The following is a 16,266-nucleotide window of genomic DNA, read 5'->3' as shown; positions in this document are numbered from 1 at the left end:
CATCAGCAGATACAACCTGTGCATTGTTTGCAGGAAGCGGTGGGGCGAGGCTACCAACTTACAATTGGGACATAGCCATAAAAAAGCCGGACAGACGTCCGGCTTTTTTATTCCGCGATCGGCTCAGCTCGACGGGCCCTTCGCGCCGTGCCCGGAAAAGTGCCGGCCGAAGCCAATGATGACCAGCGCGCTGGTAAAAATGATCTGCAAATCCGCCAGCAGCCGGATCGGCCAGTAGGTGGGATACATGTCGCCATAACCCACGGTGGCGGCGGTGGCGATGGACAGGTGGAAGCAATCCAGGAACAGCAGCGCGGCATTGCCGTAAAAGTCCGGCAGAAAACCGCCATGGCCGTCATACAGCGCGGTCATGCCATGAAAGGCATGGCCGTTGACCAGCAAGAGCGCGAACAAGTAGTAGACTACAGCGAACTGCAGCACCAGGCCGATGTACAGGCCGATCAGGTCGCCCAGCTGGCGCTGGCGCGGCCGGCGCAGGATATGGCGTATGGTGCGGTAGATAGGCAGAAAGAACAGTGTCCAGGCCAGCCACTGTTCGCCCTGGCGCGGCAGCAAGGCATGCAGATTCGCCCCATGCCACAGCCAGGTCAGCAGCACCGCGCTGATCAGCGACAAGGCGGTGCTGGCATGCAGCTGCAGCCGCGTTTCCAGCGTGGGAAGCGGCAGCGAGGCCTGCATGCTCAGTCGGCCAGCCGTTGGCGGATGCTGGCTTCGATGCCGGTCGCGTCCAGGCCGCAGTTCTTCAACAGCAGCGCCGGGTCGCCGTGTTCCACGTAGTCGTCCGGCAGCCCCAGCTGCAGCACCGGCACGGTCAGGCGCAGCGCTTGCAGCGTCTCGATACAGGCCGAGCCGGCGCCGCCCATCACCACGTTTTCCTCCACGGTGACGATCAGCTCATGGCTCTCGGCGAGCTGGCGCACCAGCTCTGCGTCCAGAGGTTTGACGAAGCGCATGTCGGCGACCGACGCGTCCAGCGGCTCGGCGGCGGCCAGCGCCGGGTGCACCATGCTGCCGAAGGCCAGGATGGCGATCTTCCGGCCCTGGCGGCGCAGCACGCCCTTGCCGATGGGCAGGGCAGTCATCTGTTGCTGAATCTCCGCGCCGGGGCCGGTGCCGCGCGGATAGCGCACAGCGCTGGGGCCATTGTGCTGGAAGGCGGTGTACAGCAGCTGGCGGCATTCGTTCTCATCCGACGGCGCCGCTACCAGCATATTGGGGATGCAACGCAGGTAGCTGAGGTCGAAGGCGCCGGCATGAGTCGGGCCATCCGCTCCCACCAGGCCGGCGCGGTCCAGCGCGAACATCACCGGCAGATTCTGCAAAGCCACGTCGTGGATCAGTTGGTCATAGCCGCGTTGCAGGAAGGTGGAATAGATCGCTACCACCGGCTTCAGGCCGTCGCAGGCCATGCCGCCTGCGAAGGTGACCGCGTGCTGTTCGGCGATGGCCACGTCGTAGTAACGGTCCGGATGCTCTTTTTCGAAGCGCACCATGCCGGAGCCTTCGCGCATGGCCGGCGTGATGCCCACCAAGCGCGGGTCCTGCTTGGCCATGTCGCACAGCCAGTCGCCGAACACCTGGGTGTATTGCGGCTTGCCGGAGCCGCCTTTGCCGCCGGCCAGGCCGTTTGCCGGATCGAACTTGGTCACGCCGTGGTATTTAACCGGATCGTTCTCTGCCAGCTTGTAGCCCTGACCCTTCTTGGTGACGATGTGCAGGAACTGCGGCCCTTTCAGGCTGCGGATGTTCTTCAGCGTATCGACCAGGGCGTCCAGATCGTGGCCGTCTATGGGGCCGATGTAGTTGAAGCCGAATTCCTCGAACAGCGTGCCCGGGGTGAAGAAGCCTTTGACGTGCTCCTCCATCTTGCTGGCGATTTCCTTCAAGGGCGGGGCAATGCCCAGCACCTTGCTGGAGCCTTGGCGCATCGCGGCGTAGAAGCGGCCGGACATCAGCTTGGCCAGGTAGTTGTTCAGCGCGCCGACATTGGGCGAGATGGACATATCGTTGTCGTTCAGGATCACCAGCAGGTCGGTATCCATCGCGCCGGCATTGTTCAGCGCCTCGAAGGCCTGGCCCGCGGTCATGGCGCCGTCGCCGATGATGGCCACGCTCTTGCGCTCGATGCCCAGCGTTTTGGCCGCCACCGCCATGCCCAGGGCCGCGCCGATGGAGGTGGACGAGTGGCCGACGCCGAAGGTGTCGTACTCGGACTCCTCGCGTTTGGGAAAGCCGGCCAGCCCGCCAAACTGGCGCATGGTGCCCATGCGCTCGCGGCGGCCGGTCAGGATCTTGTGCGGATAGGTCTGGTGGCCGACGTCCCACACCAGGCGGTCATGCGGGGTATCGAACACGTAATGCAGCGCGATGGTCAGCTCGATGCTGCCCAGATTGGACGCGAAGTGGCCGCCGGTCTTGCTGACCGACTCCACCAGAAATTCGCGCAGTTCGCGCGCCAGCTGCGGCAACTGCGTGCGCGGCAACAGCCGCAGGTCGGCAGGGCTGTTTATGTTTTCAAGCAGAGGATACATTGTTGTGATTCTGCGGATGGGCTCGCCGGGCGGTGGGCCGCCCTGATGGTTTCTCTACGAGCGGTTCAAAACGAGCGGGCGACGATATAGTCGGCCAGTTGTTTCAGGCGATCGGCCTGCGGGCCGAAGCCCTCCAGCGCGGCGAACGCCTGGTCATGCAAATCCTTCGCCATCCGCTTGGCCTCGGCGAGGCCCAGCAGGCTGACGTAAGTGGGTTTGTCGTGGGCGGCGTCCTTGCCGGCGGTCTTGCCCAAGGTGGCGGTATCGGCCTCGCAGTCCAGGATGTCGTCCACCACTTGGAAGGCCAGGCCGATGCGCTTGGCGAAGGCGTCCAGCGCTTCTTTTTCCTGCGCGTTCAGTTCGCGGCCGGCCATGGCGCCCATCATCACCGCCGCGCGGATCAGCGCGCCGGTTTTCAGCATGTGCATGAATTCCAGCTCCGGCAGCGTCAGCGGCTGGCCGACGCTGGCCAGATCAATCGCCTGGCCGCCCGCCATGCCGGCATGGCCGGACGCGTGGGCCAGCGCGCGCACCATTTCCAGCTGGCTGGCCGCGGCGATGCCAGGCATGGCTTGGGCAATCAGCTCGAAAGCGCGGGTTTGCAGCGCGTCGCCGACCAAGAGCGCGGTAGCCTCGTCATAGGCGACGTGGCAGGTCGGCTTGCCCCGGCGCAGCACATCGTCGTCCATGCACGGCATGTCGTCATGCACCAGCGAGTAGGCGTGGATCATTTCCAGCGCCGCGCCGATGCGCGCCAGGTTGTCCTGCTCCGCGCCCACCAGTTCGCCGGCGGCGAAAACCAGCAGCGGCCGCACGCGCTTGCCGCCTTCCAGCGTGGCGTAGCGCATGGCTTCATGCAATTTATGCGGCGCGCAGTCGGCGGAAGGGAGCAAGCGCTCCAGGGCGCTTTCCATGTATTGCTGGATGGAGGTCATCCAGCCGATGAAGGTTTCATTGGCCATTGGGCAGGTCCAGCGTCTTCAGTTCGTTGTTTTCCAGTATTTTCAACTGCTGTTCAGCGTCGGCCAGCTTGCCCTGGCAGAACTTGATCAATTCGGTGCCTTGCTTGTAGGAGGCGAGGGCGGTCTCCAGCGGCATGTCGCCGCTATCCATCGCCTGGATGATGTCCTCCAGCTGGGCCAGCGCGCTCTCGAAACTGGCCGGTGCTTTGGCGGCTTTTGCCATGGCGGTCTTCCTCGTACGTGTCAGGCCGACATTCTAGTCCAATTCCGCCTCAAAACGACAGTGTCGTCGCCGCTTGCGGGCAACATGGCGGATTCCGGCGCGGCGGCGAATGGTGTAGGGTGGGGGCCTCTCCACCGACAAGAGGTTTGTCATGACGGCCCAGGCGCATTCCATTCTGATAACCGGCTGCTCCAGCGGTATCGGCTACCATACCGCAAAATGGTTCCGCGACAAGGGCTGGCGCGTGTTCGCCACTTGCCGCAAGCAGGAGGACGTGGCGCGTTTGCGAGAGGAGGGTTTCGAAAGTCTGTCGCTCGATGTCGACGATATGACGTCGATCCAGACCGCTTTGAATGAGGTGCTGGCCAGAAGCGGAGGGCGGTTGGACGTCTTGTTCAACAACGCCGGCTTCGGCCAGCCCGGCGCGGTGGAGGACATTTCGCGGCGGGTGATGCGCGAGCAGTTTGAAACCAATCTGTTCGGACCATGGGACTTGACTAGCGCGGTGTTGAAAGTCATGCGCGCGCAAGGCCATGGCCGCATCGTGTTCAACAGCTCGATACTCGGCTTTGCCGCCATGCGCTGGCGCGGCGCTTACAATGCCAGCAAGTATGCGATGGAAGGGCTGTGCGACACCCTGCGGCAAGAGCTGCATGGCACGGATATCCATGTTGCGCTGGTGGAACCGGGGCCGATCGAGAGCCGCTTCCGGCCCAATGCCTTGGAAAAATTCCTCAAGCATGTCGATACCGATGCCAGCGTGCACCGCGACAACTACCGCAAGCAACTGGAGCGCTTGAAGAAAGAAGGCCATGCCGCGCCGTTCACCTTGCCGGCCAGCGCCGTGGCCGAGGCAGTTTGGCTGGCTGTAACCAGCAAGCGGCCGCGTGCGCGCTACCGGGTGACGTTCCCCACCCAGTTGTTCTGGTATCTGAAACGGCTGCTGCCGACGCGCTGGCTGGACGTGCTGTCGCGCGCGAGTGCTTGAACGAGAAGTGTTCAGTTGGATAAAGAAAAGGCGCCTCGCGGCGCCTTTTTGGCTTCGACTGCGGGTCGAATGTTTTGGCTGCGCAATCAGGCAATCAGGTTGGCCATGCTGGTGGAGGACTGCTCCATCGATGCCAGCTCGCTGTTGAGGTTGGAATACTCGGTCAACAAGCTGCTTTGCTCGGAGTTGAGCTGGTCCTGCAGGCGCTGTTGCAATTGCTGCTCAGTCGACACCTGGCTGTTCAGATTGTTCTGGCTGATGGTGATCGTGCCAGTCGGACCCAGCAAGTTGTTGATGGTGCTGTTGAATACATTGCCGACCCCGGTGTTTTGCGCGTTGCCGAACAGATTGCTTACGGCAGAGGGGTTGGCGGTCAGCGCGGCATTGAACGTTGTGGAGTTCAATGCCAGCGTGCCGTCGACATTCTGGGTGATGCCCACTTGCGCCAGATAGGCATAGGAGCTGACAGGATCGACGCCCTTCAACGGCGTGCCCAAGATCCCGGCCAATTGTTGTTGCAAATTGGTCAGATCGCTGCTGATGTCGGTATTCTGCGGCGTGCTGCCTACGGTTTTTGAGCTGCTGGTGGCGGAGTTGATCGCCCCCACCACTTGATTGTATGCGCTGACGAAACTTTGCAGCGTTGAAGTGATGTTTGCCGTGTTCTGGCTCATGTTGATCGTGGTTTGCCCCACTTTTTCCAGCGTGAGATTGACGCCGTTGATCACATTGCTCACCGTGTTGCTGCCGGAGGAAACATTGACGCCATTGACTGTCATCAAGGCGTTGGCGGCATTGGCAGACTCGCCGGCCGCGGTGGCGCTTTGCTGCAGACCGGCCAGGGTGTTGCCGGATGTGCTGTTGCTGTCGCTCCCGCCTGCCGTGATGGAGAAAGCGTTGCTGGTGCCGGCCTGCGTGGAGTTCAGCACCAGCGAATAATTATTGTTGTATTGCACGATGGAGGCGGACACGCCGATGCCGGCGCCGTTGATGCTGCTGGCGATGGACGACAGCGAGACCGCGCTGCCGCCGCTGCTCAGATTCACCGTGCTGCTTTTGCCGCCGACATTGAAGGTCAGCGAAGACGGCGCGCCCGCGATCGCGGCGTTTTGGTCGGTGATGGCGCTGCCATCCGGGTTCTTGTCAAAAACCAGCTGCCGCGCTTGCGCCATTTGCGTCACATTCAGCACATAGGTGCCGGCTGCGCCGCCGGATGTGCCGGAGGCCGCTGCCACCGTGGAATCCGACGAAGTGGCGCTGAACTGCTGCAGGAAGCTTCCGGAAGCCAGGGTGGAAGCGGCGCTTTGCAAGGCGGATAGCGCGGAACTGACCTGGCCCAGCGTGCTGATCTCGGACTGGTAGTTGGATTGCCTTTGCTGGCTTTGGGTCAGGGGTTGAGAATCCGCCCGGATCAGCTGACTGACGATGCTTTGGACATCCAGCGGTCCGGCGCTGGCGCTGATGGATGCAGATGACATGGTATCTTCTCCCACTGTCCGACCGGCACTGCCATCCGGCGGAAATATTGCGAATTGGGGTGGCTAATCTCGCCAAGTTGTCATCACGAACGGCGTTGTTCTTGTCGGCTCATGCGGAGGATGACACACAATCTCTTCAAGCCATTATCGTCCGCATTCAGAGCAACTTTAAATTTTTGGCTTAACGCAAATGTTAACGGTTATGGGCACGGGTTGCACCGTAGATCCCCTTATTCCTACATTTCAATTTTTAAGATTTACTAAGTTTATATTGATATATCCAATTGGTTTTGAACGCGCTGGAACCTTTCCGGTAGATTGGCTGCAACCATAGAACGGGCTGCAAGCATGGATATCGATCAAGCAAGAATAACTCACCTGCAACAATTGGAGGCGGAGTCCATCCACATCATCCGCGAGGTGGCGGCGGAGTTCGAAAACCCGGTGATGCTGTACTCCATCGGCAAAGACTCCGCGGTGATGCTGCACCTGGCGAAGAAGGCGTTCTATCCGGGCACGCCGCCGTTTCCGCTGATGCATGTCGACACCACCTGGAAGTTCCGCGACATGATCGCCTTGCGCGACAAGCAAGCCAAGGAGAACGGCTGGGACTTGATGGTCCATATCAATCAGGACGGCGTCGACGCCGGCATCAACCCGTTCACCGCAGGCAGCGCCAAGCATACCGATGTGATGAAGACCGAGGGACTGAAGCAGGCGTTGAACAAATACAAGTTTGATGCCGCATTCGGCGGCGCGCGCCGCGACGAGGAAAAGAGCCGCGCCAAGGAGCGCGTCTATTCCTTCCGCGACAAGAACCACCGTTGGGACCCGAAAAACCAGCGGCCGGAGCTGTGGAACCTCTACAACGGCAAAATAGACAAGGGCGAGAGCATACGCGTGTTCCCGCTGTCCAACTGGACCGAGCTGGACATCTGGCAATACATCTATCTGGAAAACATCGAGATCGTGCCGCTGTATTTCGCCGCCGAGCGTCCGGTGGTGGAGCGCGACGGCATGCTGATCATGATCGACGATGAGCGCATCCTGCAGTACCTGACGCCGGAGGAGAAAGCGCGCATCGAAACGCGCAAGGTGCGCTTCCGCACGCTGGGCTGTTATCCGCTGACCGGCGCCGTGGAGTCCGACGCCGCCACACTGCCGGAAATCATTCAGGAAATGCTGCTGACCAAGACCTCAGAGCGGCAGGGCAGGTTGATCGACCACGACAGCGCGGGCTCGATGGAAAAGAAGAAAATGGAAGGGTATTTCTGATGTCTCACCAATCCGAACTGATCGCCGGGGATATCCTGGAATACCTGAAGCAGCATGAGAACAAGGACTTGCTGCGCTTCATCACCTGCGGCAGCGTGGATGACGGCAAGTCCACGCTGATCGGCCGCCTGCTGCACGACTCCAAGCTGATTTTCGAAGACCAGCTGGCGGCGATCGAGCGCGACTCGAAAAAGTACAACACCACCGACCAGGAAATCGATCTGGCGCTGCTGGTAGACGGTTTGCAGGCTGAGCGGGAGCAGGGCATCACCATCGATGTCGCCTATCGCTATTTCAGCACCGACAAGCGCAAGTTCATCATTGCCGATTGCCCCGGGCACGAGCAGTACACCCGCAATATGGCCACCGGCGCGTCCACCAGCAATCTGGCCATCATCCTGATCGACGCGCGGCGCGGCGTGCAGACGCAAACCCGCCGCCATAGCTATATCGTCAGCCTGCTGGGCATCCGCCATGTCATCGTCGCCGTCAACAAGATGGACCTGGTGGACTACAGCGAGGAAGTATTCAACCGCATCCGCGACGAGTACCTGACCTTTGCCGAGCATCTGGACATTCCCGACATCCACTTCGTGCCGATCTCCGCTTTGCGCGGAGACAACGTGGTCAGCCGCACCGAGGCCGCGCCGTGGTACCAAGGCGCCACGCTGATGCATCTATTGGAAAACATCCAGATCAACCATGACGCCGGCCTGGACGCCTTCCGCCTGCCGGTGCAGTATGTCAACCGGCCCAATCTGGATTTTCGCGGTTTCTGCGGCACCATCGCCAGTGGCGCCATCCATCCTGGCGACCTGATCATGGCGCTGCCTTCCGGCAAGCAAAGCCGGGTCAAGGATATCGTCACCTATGACGGCAAGTTGGCGCGCGCCTCGGCCGGCCAGGCGGTGACGCTGACGCTGGAGGATGAAATCGACGTCTCGCGCGGCGACATGCTGGTGCGGGCCGACGAGCCAAGGCCCCATGTGTCGCGCAGCTTCGACGCTCATCTGGTGGCGATGAGCGACGCGCCGCTGCGGCCGGGCAAGGAGTATGGTTTCAAGCTGGCGGGAAAATACGTCACGGGCCGCATCGAGTCCGTCCTGCATCGCACCGACGTCAATACCCTGCAGAACAATCCGGCCGATACGCTGGCCTTGAACGAGATTGGCCTGTGCCGCATCGCGCTGAACAGCTCAGCCGTATTCGATCCCTACCGCGAATGCCGCGGCAGCGGCAGCCTGATCGTGATCGACCGCTTGAGCAACGGCACGGTAGCCGCCGGCATGATCCGTTCGCACAATGATGATTCCGCGCTGGCCGAGCTGTCCCAGTGGCAATTGTTTGAGCAGGAACTGGACGTGCTGCTGCAAAAGCATCTGCCGGGGCTAAGCCGCCCGGAACTGGCGCGCAAGCTGTTGGGGTCCGCTGACGACTAGCGTGGCCGCTATGCGATGATGGCTGCCCCCATGAGCCTGCCGGTTTGCGCCGGCAGGCTCATGGCATGCCGCGGAAGGGCTGAGTATTTGGCGCAAGCGCCAAGCCACAAGGCATTCTCTAGTCTTTAGAATATCTCCTGCTGCCGTCACGCATGAAAAGGAGGCCCAGATGCACAAGCCATCGATAGCCCGCCAACCCGCGCTGCGCGCCAGCATGACGCCCAGACAGGCGTTGCGCAGCGTCATGCTGGAGAGTCTGCGCCACCTGTCGTCCAATGTGCCAGGCATCCTGTCCTGCGACGATCCGGAATACGTGCATCAGGCAAGAGTCGCCTTGCGTCGGCTGCGCGCGGCCGGCAAGGCCTTCGAGCCGCTGACGAGCGGCGCCGGCTGGGAACCGGTGATGGCCCAGGCGCAACGGCTGGCCGCCGCGCTGGGGCGGCTTAGAGACTTGGACGTATTGCTGCTGCAGATACTGCCTGATGCGGAGCAGGCCAGCGCCCGCCGTCTGAGATTGAGCGCCCTGCGCCGGGCATTGCGGCAGCATCGAGAGCAGGCCCGTTCCGCCGTGCGCGCCAGCTTGTCCTCGCCCGAGCATATGGCATGGTGCGGCGCGCTGCTTGCTTTGTTGAATCAGCCTCCGGGGACTGATGAGCACGAGAAACAATCGGGTTTCGCCAGGAAATCTCTGCGACGCAGTTGGAAAACGGTATGCCGTCTGGCCCGCCGCTGGCATACGCTGGATATGGAGCAACGTCACGATTTGCGCAAGCGGGCGAAGAAACTGCGCTATTCAGTCGAATTCTTCTCTGCCTTGTACCGGCGCAAGTCGGTCAAGCAATACTTGAAACCCTTGCAGCGGGTGCAGCAACTGCTGGGCGCCATCAACGACAGGGCGGCGGCGCTGGATCTGCTGCAGCAATGTGTCAAGGACGCGCCAGCGCTGCGCGATCAGGCGAACAAGCTGCGCAACGCCCTGATGCAACAGGATCCGCCAGCAGAGGCAGAAGTCGAAAAGGCCTTGCGGCAGCTATGGCAGGCGGAGGCATTCTGGACATAGCCCGCGCCATAACTTTGATTTGGTGCAGCCGGAGACAAGATGGCGGACTTATGGGCTAGAGATCACAGCCTTTCTCGCGCAGGCGCATGGTCAGGAGTTCGTAGTCTTGCGTGAGCGCGTTATGCTCGCGCTTGCAGCGCATGCAACGGAATATCAGATCACGCGCTCTGACATGCAGCTCCAACTGATGCACCGTGCTGTTCAACACGATTTTGGAGTGGCACTTGGGGCAGGTGAAGGTATACGACAGCTTCATGTCATCGTTGATCATATGCGCTCCTTGCCCTGTATATGTTCATTCTAGCAAGTTGCGAACGCATCTCATCAGTAGCACCACCCAGCGACGCCGCCCAGCGAGCGGTATCAGGCGTTCACATCATCTTGCAGTTCTGCTCGCTCATCTGAGCCTTGACGTTGTGCAGTTTAGTTAGCGGCTGCGGTTCTCTGTCGTGATAAATGCTGTGAGGGTCCAGCACTTGATAGAGGTAATCGCGCTGCGCGCGTAGTTGAGCGCATGTGTAGCGAGGCGCCGCCTGTATGGGGTGGCGGTTTTCACTTTGCGCCTTGATAGCGGCGATGCTGGGGTCGTCTACGTTCAGCATCATGCGTCTGTACGTGGTGCCGGCCGGACAGAATTGTGCGCTGGTGAAGATCGTCGATTCCGTGTTGTCGATCGTGCATTCGATCACGGCTGCGTGGGCGCTGATTGATGATAGGGCGCTCGCGATGGCTATCCACTTGTTCATGTCGTCACCTGAAAATGTTGAACATCAGCCCGTACCGGGCTTGCAGGTGGCAATTGTCCCTGCAGAAATTCCTATCTGTCATTAGCTTTTCGATCAGTTCAGCCTGTCTTTCTGCCAATTTATTTGCGCGTCGATATTCCGCCTATGCGACCGCGGCGACGCCCTGGTATGCCCAGCCAGCGGCGTGAGGGTCAACTTCTCTGAAATCCTGCTGCTGAAGGAACCCTTTGAACGGACCAAACTGAGCGCCTAGGGTTGTGCAGTTACGATGTTTGAGCCATAGGAAAACTGCCTTGGGAACAGGTTCTTGTCCGGTCCGCCATCGTTCGATTTGCTCCGTGGTGACTGCTAGCTCATTGGCTATTTGGTTGATTTCACCAAAACAGACAGCCCGGTAGAGTTCGTCCGGGCTGCATGGAAATCCTGCAATGGGTTTGCTGCGTTTCATTGTGCGTAGTTTGTTTGATGTGATGGCCTGAGTGTGGTCTTGGTGTCGTATTTCTCTGATACGACATTGATGATTTGACATAATATAGATTATGCGAACTAAGGTGCGGAGGTGATTTCGCAGTCAATCGCCTAAACTTATATTCATTTGCGCTGCGAGATTGTCATGGCCAGACACGCTTCGCCCTCCACTCGTCCTTTCCGCTTGGTTCCGTATTTCTTTCTGCTATCGCTCCTGCTGATGGGGTGCGCCACTTCATTGATGGCGGGCTACCTTCGGCATTACTCAGCCGAGCAGTTGCTGAAGCTTGAAAAAAACCGTGCGGCATCGCTGGTGCAAATTTTCGAAAACTCCTTATGGCCTGACTTTCGGTCTTTGCTGCCGCTGACAGGCAAGCCGGACCGGCTGCAGCAAGCTGCACGCCAAGTGCATCTGCGTGACGCAGTGATCGGCCTGATGCGCGGCACGGATGTGATCAAGCTGAAGGTTTACGCACTGAATGGCTTGACACTGTTTTCCACCGACGCCAAGCAGATAGGCGAAAATGAATGGGACAACGACGGCTTCCGCTCAGCCGCGGCAGGCGTGCCGGCCAGTGAACTGGCGCACAATCACAGCATAGATGCCTTTGAGCATACTTTGACCGAGCGCGACATTGTGTCTACCTACGTACCGGTACACGGGCAGGATGGTCGAGTCGAAGGCGTGCTGGAGCTGTATCTGGACGCAACGCCTTTCGTCACGGATTCCGCGCACCAGCTATGGTGGCTAACGCTGGCAATCTGCGCCTTGATGGGCATTCTATTTATTGCCCAGATGCTGGTGGTGGGCCATGCGGGTCGGATCATTGAGCAGCAGGCCAAGTCATTGGCCGACGCCAATCGAGACCTGGATCGCAGAGTCTCGGAGCGCACCCACGAGCTGGAGGCGGCCAATCGTCGTTTGCATGATGAAATTGCCGAGCGCCGCCGAGCCGAGACGACCCTGGATCGCTTGGCTCACCATGACACCCTGACCGGCCTCCCCAACCGCTTGCGGTTTCAGCAACGGCTGAGCCATGCGCTGGACCGCTCCGCGATGGGCGAGCATGGTTTGGCGCTGCTGTTTATCGATCTGGATAGATTCAAGGATGTCAACGATACACAGGGCCACCACATAGGCGACTTGCTATTGATCGCAGTGGCCAACAGGCTGCTTGCCCATGTCCCCCCGGGCGATCTGCTGGCCCGTTTGGGCGGAGACGAGTTTGTCTGCGTGATGGAGGGCCTGGAAAAGCAGGATGCGGCTGATGCCGCTGCCGGCCGTTTGTTGTCTCTGTTCGAACGCCCTTTCGACATCGGCAGTCAGGATATTTATCTATCCGCCAGCATAGGCATCAGTTTTTCCCGGCAGGACGGTGCCGATGGGGACACCTTGCTGCGCAACGCCGACCTGGCGATGTACCAGGCCAAGGCGGCAGGCCGAAACCGCTGCCTGCGCTACACGCCTGAGCTATCTTCCGCCTTGGAGGAGCGCGTGTTGATTGAGCGCCACTTGCGCCAAGCAATAGAGAGCGGCGAAATCGACGTGCATTTTCAGCCCAAGATCGCTTGCGACAGCGGCGAGCTGTATGGCGCGGAAGCCTTGGCGCGTTGGCACAGTTCCGTCTTGGGCGAGATAGGTCCGGCCCGATTTATTCCGATTGCCGAGGAAAGCGGGCTGATCGAAGCCCTGGGCGATTTGGTGCTGGACAAAAGCTGCCGCCAATTGGCGCAGTGGCTGGCGGACGGCTTCGTCGTGCCATCCGTTTCGGTGAATCTTTCCGTCAGACAATTGGAGCGGATGGATTTTCCGCGGCGGGTTGAGTCAATGCTGGAGCACTATGCTCTACCCCCTTCCCTGCTGGAAATGGAAATCACCGAAAGCGTGATCATGGAGGCCGATGATGCCGTTGCCGCCTTGACGGCCTTGCGCAAACTGGGTATCCGCCTGTCCATAGATGACTTTGGCACAGGCTATTCCTCGCTGGCTTATTTGCATCAGTTGCCGGTGCAGACGCTCAAGATTGATCGCAGCTTCATCCAGGGCATTGGCGGCGGGCAGGACGGAGAGGCCATTGTGCGCAGCATACTGTCACTGGCGGCCAATCTGGCTCTGGATACCGTTGCCGAGGGGGTGGAGACTGCCGAACAGGCTGATTTCCTGCGCAAAGCGGGATGCTCGGCCATTCAGGGGTTTTTCTACGGACGGCCATTGCCGGCAATGGATTTCTCCACACGCTGGCGCGACGCGGCGCTTTCATGAGCGTGGCCGGCCTCCCGTGACAGGCATGAAAAAACGCCGTCCTCCTGCGGGATGGACGGCGTCGTTATGGTTAGCCCCTCGATATCGCTATCAAGCCTTGCTGGCGGCCAGCTCCTGGTATTCCTGGATCTGGTCGAAGTTCAGGTACTTGTAAACTTCGGCGCCCTTCTCGTTGATGATGCCGATATTGGCTTGATACTCCTCCACGGTCGGAATCTTGCCCAGCTTGGAGCAGATTGCCGCCAGTTCGGCCGAGCCCAGGAACACGTTGGAGTTCTTGCCCAGACGGTTCGGGAAGTTGCGCGTGGAGGTGGACATCACCGTCGCGCCTTCGCGCACTTGCGCCTGGTTGCCCATGCACAGCGAGCAGCCCGGCATTTCGAGACGCGCGCCGGCGCGGCCGAGCACGCCGTAGTGGCCTTCCTCGGTCAGTTGCTTGGCGTCCATCTTGGTCGGCGGCGCCACCCACAGGCGCACCGGGATGTCGGCCTTGCCTTCCAGCAGTTTGGAGGCGGCGCGGAAGTGGCCGATATTGGTCATGCACGAGCCGATGAACACTTCGTCGATCTTGGTGCCGGCCACTTCCGACATGTATTTCACGTCGTCCGGGTCGTTCGGGCAGGCGACGATAGGCTCCTTGATCTCATTCATGTCGATTTCGATCACGGCGGCGTATTCTGCGTCGGCGTCGGCTTCCAGCAGCTTGCCGTTGGCAATCCAGTCTTCCATGGCCTTGATGCGGCGTTCCAGCGTGCGCGCGTCCTGATAGCCGTCGGCGATCATGGACTTCATCAGCGTGATGTTGGAGCGCATGTATTCGACGATGGGCTCTTTGTTCAGGTGCACGGTGCAGCCGGCGGCCGAGCGCTCTGCGGAGGCGTCGGTCAGTTCGAACGCTTGCTCAACCTTCAGGTCCGGCAGGCCTTCGATTTCCAGGATGCGGCCGGAGAAGATGTTCTTCTTGCCAGCCTTGGCCACGGTCAGCAGGCCGGCCTTGATCGCGTACAAGGGGATGGCGTTGACCAGATCGCGCAGGGTCACGCCCGGCTGCAGCTTGCCCTTGAAGCGCACCAGCACCGATTCCGGCATGTCCAGCGGCATCACTCCGGTGGCGGCGGCAAAGGCTACCAGGCCGGAGCCGGCCGGGAAGGAAATGCCGATCGGGAAGCGGGTGTGGCTGTCGCCGCCGGTGCCCACGGTATCCGGCAGCAGCAGGCGGTTCAACCAGCTGTGGATCACGCCGTCGCCCGGGCGCAGCGACACGCCGCCGCGGGTGGAGATGAAGGACGGCAGCTCCTTGTGCATCTTGACGTCAACCGGCTTGGGATAGGCTGCGGTGTGGCAGAACGACTGCATCACCAGATCGGCGGAGAAGCCCAGGCAGGCCAGGTCTTTCAGCTCGTCGCGGGTCATCGGCCCGGTGGTGTCCTGCGAGCCGACGGTGGTCATCTTCGGTTCGCAGTAGGTGCCTGGACGCACGCCCTTGCCTTCCGGCAGGCCACAGGCGCGGCCGACCATCTTCTGGCCCAGGCTGTAGCCTTTGCCGGAATCCACCGGCGCCTTGGGCAGGCGGAACGTGGTGGAAGCCGGCAGGCCCAGCGCTTCGCGCGCCTTGGCAGTCAGGCCGCGGCCGATGATCAGGTTGATGCGGCCGCCGGCGCGCACTTCGTCCAGGATCACTTCGGACTTCAGCTTGAATTCGGCCACCACGGCGCCGTTCTTCTCGATCTTGCCGCTGTACGGGTAGACGTCGATCACGTCGCCCATTTCCAGCTTGGACACGTCCACTTCGATCGGCAGCGAGCCGGAGTCTTCCTGGGTGTTGAAGAAGATAGGCGCGATCTTGCCGCCCAGGGTCACGCCGCCGAAGCGCTTGTTCGGCACGTAGGGAATATCCTGGCCAGTGGCCCACACCACCGAGTTGGTGGCGGATTTGCGCGAAGAGCCGGTGCCGACCACGTCGCCGACATAAGCCACCAGATGGCCCTTTTTCTTCAGGTCTTCGATGAACTGGATCGGGCCGCGCTTGCCGTCTTCTTCCGGCTTGAAGGCCGCGTCGGCGCGGGTGTTCTTCAGCATCGCCAGATAGTGCAGCGGGATGTCCGGGCGGCTCCAGGCGTCAGGCGCCGGGGACAGGTCGTCGGTATTGGTCTCGCCCGGCACCTTGAATACGGTGACGGTGATTTTCTCGGCCACTTCCGGGCGGCTGGTGAACCATTCGGCGTTGGCCCAGGATTCGATCACTTCCTTGGCCACGGCATTGCCCTTGTCCATTTTTTCCTTCACGTCATGGAAGGAATCGAACATCAGCAGGGTTTTCTTCAGGCCGGCGGCGGCGATCTTGGCGACGGACGGATCGTCCAGCAGGTCGATCAGCGGCTTGATGTTGTAGCCGCCGAGCATGGTGCCCAAGAGCTCGGTAGCCAGTTCGCGTGAAACCAGCGGCGACTTCACGCTGCCCTCGGCCACGGCGGCCAGGAACGATGCCTTGACCTTGGCGGCATCGTCCACGCCCGGCGGCACGCGGTGGGTGATCAGGTCAACCAGCGTGCTTTCCTCGCCCTTGGGCGGGGTTTTCAGCAGTTCGACCAGTTCTTCAACCTGCTTGGCGGACAGCGGCAGGGGCGGGATGCCCAGCGCGGCGCGCTCGGCAACGTGCTGACGATAAGCTTCTAGCATGACTCGGGACCTTCTTGGCTTTGGTTGTCGGCAAGCCTGCCGGCGAAAACGCCGACAGTCTCCACTCGGTAATTCTGCATCATACGCGCGCCGGGCGCTGCGGATATGCGCTTTGTAGTGGCTGAAGATTACG

13 protein-coding genes are annotated in these 16,266 nt (G+C 60.8%); 5 read left to right on the top strand and 8 right to left on the bottom strand.

All coding sequences use genetic code 11. The annotated features are described in order from the left end of the window. Nucleotides 1–123 precede the first annotated feature (123 nt). The 4 genes from QUG01_RS01805 to QUG01_RS01790 form a co-directional block, all read right to left on the bottom strand. Nucleotides 124–699 (bottom strand): ion channel, encoded by a 576-nt coding sequence (locus QUG01_RS01805; RefSeq protein ID WP_043627637.1) that lies wholly within the window; start codon nt 697–699, stop codon nt 124–126. Nucleotides 700–701: 2 nt separating this feature from the next. Further along, on the bottom strand, nt 702–2,552 hold the full coding sequence (dxs, locus tag QUG01_RS01800; protein ID WP_500828623.1) for a 1-deoxy-D-xylulose-5-phosphate synthase: 1,851 nt from the start codon (nt 2,550–2,552) through the stop codon (nt 702–704). 65 nt (nt 2,553–2,617) lie between these two features. After that, complete coding sequence (locus tag QUG01_RS01795; RefSeq protein WP_500828622.1) at nt 2,618–3,514, bottom strand: polyprenyl synthetase family protein; 897 nt, start codon at nt 3,512–3,514, stop codon at nt 2,618–2,620. Continuing rightward, nucleotides 3,504–3,737, bottom strand: coding sequence for an exodeoxyribonuclease VII small subunit (locus tag QUG01_RS01790; protein WP_043627642.1), 234 nt, complete (start codon nt 3,735–3,737; stop codon nt 3,504–3,506). Before QUG01_RS01790 ends, QUG01_RS01795 begins: the two co-directional genes overlap by 11 nt. Nucleotides 3,738–3,888: 151 nt before the next feature. Here QUG01_RS01790 and QUG01_RS01785 point away from each other — a divergent pair, with 151 nt between their 5' ends. Then, a complete protein-coding gene (locus QUG01_RS01785; RefSeq protein ID WP_500828621.1) occupies nt 3,889–4,725 on the top strand; it encodes an SDR family NAD(P)-dependent oxidoreductase in 837 nt (278 codons plus the stop codon). Nucleotides 4,726–4,811: 86 nt separating this feature from the next. Here the strand turns inward: QUG01_RS01785 and fliD are convergent, their stop codons facing one another. Next, nucleotides 4,812–6,203, bottom strand: coding sequence for a flagellar filament capping protein FliD (gene fliD, locus QUG01_RS01780; protein WP_500828620.1), 1,392 nt, complete (start codon nt 6,201–6,203; stop codon nt 4,812–4,814). Nucleotides 6,204–6,551: 348 nt separating this feature from the next. Between fliD and cysD the strand changes: the two genes are divergently transcribed. The 3 genes from cysD (at nt 6,552) to QUG01_RS01765 (ending at nt 9,977) form a co-directional block, all read left to right on the top strand. After that, the gene (cysD, locus tag QUG01_RS01775; protein WP_500828619.1) at nt 6,552–7,478 is read left to right on the top strand and encodes a sulfate adenylyltransferase subunit CysD; all 927 of its coding nucleotides are present in this window, start codon (nt 6,552–6,554) and stop codon (nt 7,476–7,478) included. Then, nucleotides 7,478–8,917, top strand: coding sequence for a sulfate adenylyltransferase subunit CysN (gene cysN / locus QUG01_RS01770; protein WP_500828618.1), 1,440 nt, complete (start codon nt 7,478–7,480; stop codon nt 8,915–8,917). The genes cysD and cysN overlap by 1 nt, the downstream gene beginning before the upstream one ends. 169 nt (nt 8,918–9,086) lie before the next feature. After that, nucleotides 9,087–9,977, top strand: coding sequence for a CHAD domain-containing protein (locus QUG01_RS01765; RefSeq protein ID WP_500828617.1), 891 nt, complete (start codon nt 9,087–9,089; stop codon nt 9,975–9,977). 55 nt (nt 9,978–10,032) lie between these two features. Here the strand turns inward: QUG01_RS01765 and QUG01_RS01760 are convergent, their stop codons facing one another. Together QUG01_RS01760 and QUG01_RS01755 are read right to left on the bottom strand one after the other, a co-directional pair. Then, nucleotides 10,033–10,248 carry a hypothetical protein gene (locus tag QUG01_RS01760; protein ID WP_500828616.1) on the bottom strand — a complete coding sequence of 72 codons (216 nt, stop codon included), beginning with the start codon at nt 10,246–10,248 and terminating at the stop codon, nt 10,033–10,035. A 100-nt stretch (nt 10,249–10,348) separates the two neighbouring features. After that, nucleotides 10,349–10,723 (bottom strand): hypothetical protein, encoded by a 375-nt coding sequence (locus QUG01_RS01755; RefSeq protein ID WP_500828615.1) that lies wholly within the window; start codon nt 10,721–10,723, stop codon nt 10,349–10,351. A 781-nt stretch (nt 10,724–11,504) separates the two neighbouring features. Between QUG01_RS01755 and QUG01_RS01750 the strand changes: the two genes are divergently transcribed. Continuing rightward, on the top strand, nt 11,505–13,454 hold the full coding sequence (locus QUG01_RS01750; RefSeq protein ID WP_500828614.1) for a putative bifunctional diguanylate cyclase/phosphodiesterase: 1,950 nt from the start codon (nt 11,505–11,507) through the stop codon (nt 13,452–13,454). Between the two features lie 90 nt (nt 13,455–13,544). Here the strand turns inward: QUG01_RS01750 and acnB are convergent, their stop codons facing one another. After that, entirely contained in the window at nt 13,545–16,133 is a 2,589-nt protein-coding gene (gene acnB / locus QUG01_RS01745) for a bifunctional aconitate hydratase 2/2-methylisocitrate dehydratase (RefSeq protein WP_500828613.1), read from the bottom strand. Nucleotides 16,134–16,266 lie beyond the last annotated feature (133 nt).

The organism is Chromobacterium sp. CCUG 76385 (assembly GCF_059916625.1).
Note: the sequence above shows the minus strand (reverse complement) of the source record. Positions and strands in the feature narration are given on the sequence as shown.

Bases quoted from the DNA above. Each gene is read 5' to 3' on its own strand.
- QUG01_RS01805 (WP_043627637.1), bottom strand. From the start codon at position 699: ATGCAGGCCTCGCTGCCGCTTCCCACGCTGGAAACGCGGCTGCAGCTG.
- dxs (WP_500828623.1), bottom strand. From the start codon at position 2,552: ATGTATCCTCTGCTTGAAAACATAAACAGCCCTGCCGACCTGCGGCTG.
- QUG01_RS01795 (WP_500828622.1), bottom strand. From the start codon at position 3,514: ATGGCCAATGAAACCTTCATCGGCTGGATGACCTCCATCCAGCAATAC.
- QUG01_RS01790 (WP_043627642.1), bottom strand. From the start codon at position 3,737: ATGGCAAAAGCCGCCAAAGCACCGGCCAGTTTCGAGAGCGCGCTGGCC.
- QUG01_RS01785 (WP_500828621.1), top strand. From the start codon at position 3,889: ATGACGGCCCAGGCGCATTCCATTCTGATAACCGGCTGCTCCAGCGGT.
- fliD (WP_500828620.1), bottom strand. From the start codon at position 6,203: ATGTCATCTGCATCCATCAGCGCCAGCGCCGGACCGCTGGATGTCCAA.
- cysD (WP_500828619.1), top strand. From the start codon at position 6,552: ATGGATATCGATCAAGCAAGAATAACTCACCTGCAACAATTGGAGGCG.
- cysN (WP_500828618.1), top strand. From the start codon at position 7,478: ATGTCTCACCAATCCGAACTGATCGCCGGGGATATCCTGGAATACCTG.
- QUG01_RS01765 (WP_500828617.1), top strand. From the start codon at position 9,087: ATGCACAAGCCATCGATAGCCCGCCAACCCGCGCTGCGCGCCAGCATG.
- QUG01_RS01760 (WP_500828616.1), bottom strand. From the start codon at position 10,248: ATGATCAACGATGACATGAAGCTGTCGTATACCTTCACCTGCCCCAAG.
- QUG01_RS01755 (WP_500828615.1), bottom strand. From the start codon at position 10,723: ATGAACAAGTGGATAGCCATCGCGAGCGCCCTATCATCAATCAGCGCC.
- acnB (WP_500828613.1), bottom strand. From the start codon at position 16,133: ATGCTAGAAGCTTATCGTCAGCACGTTGCCGAGCGCGCCGCGCTGGGC.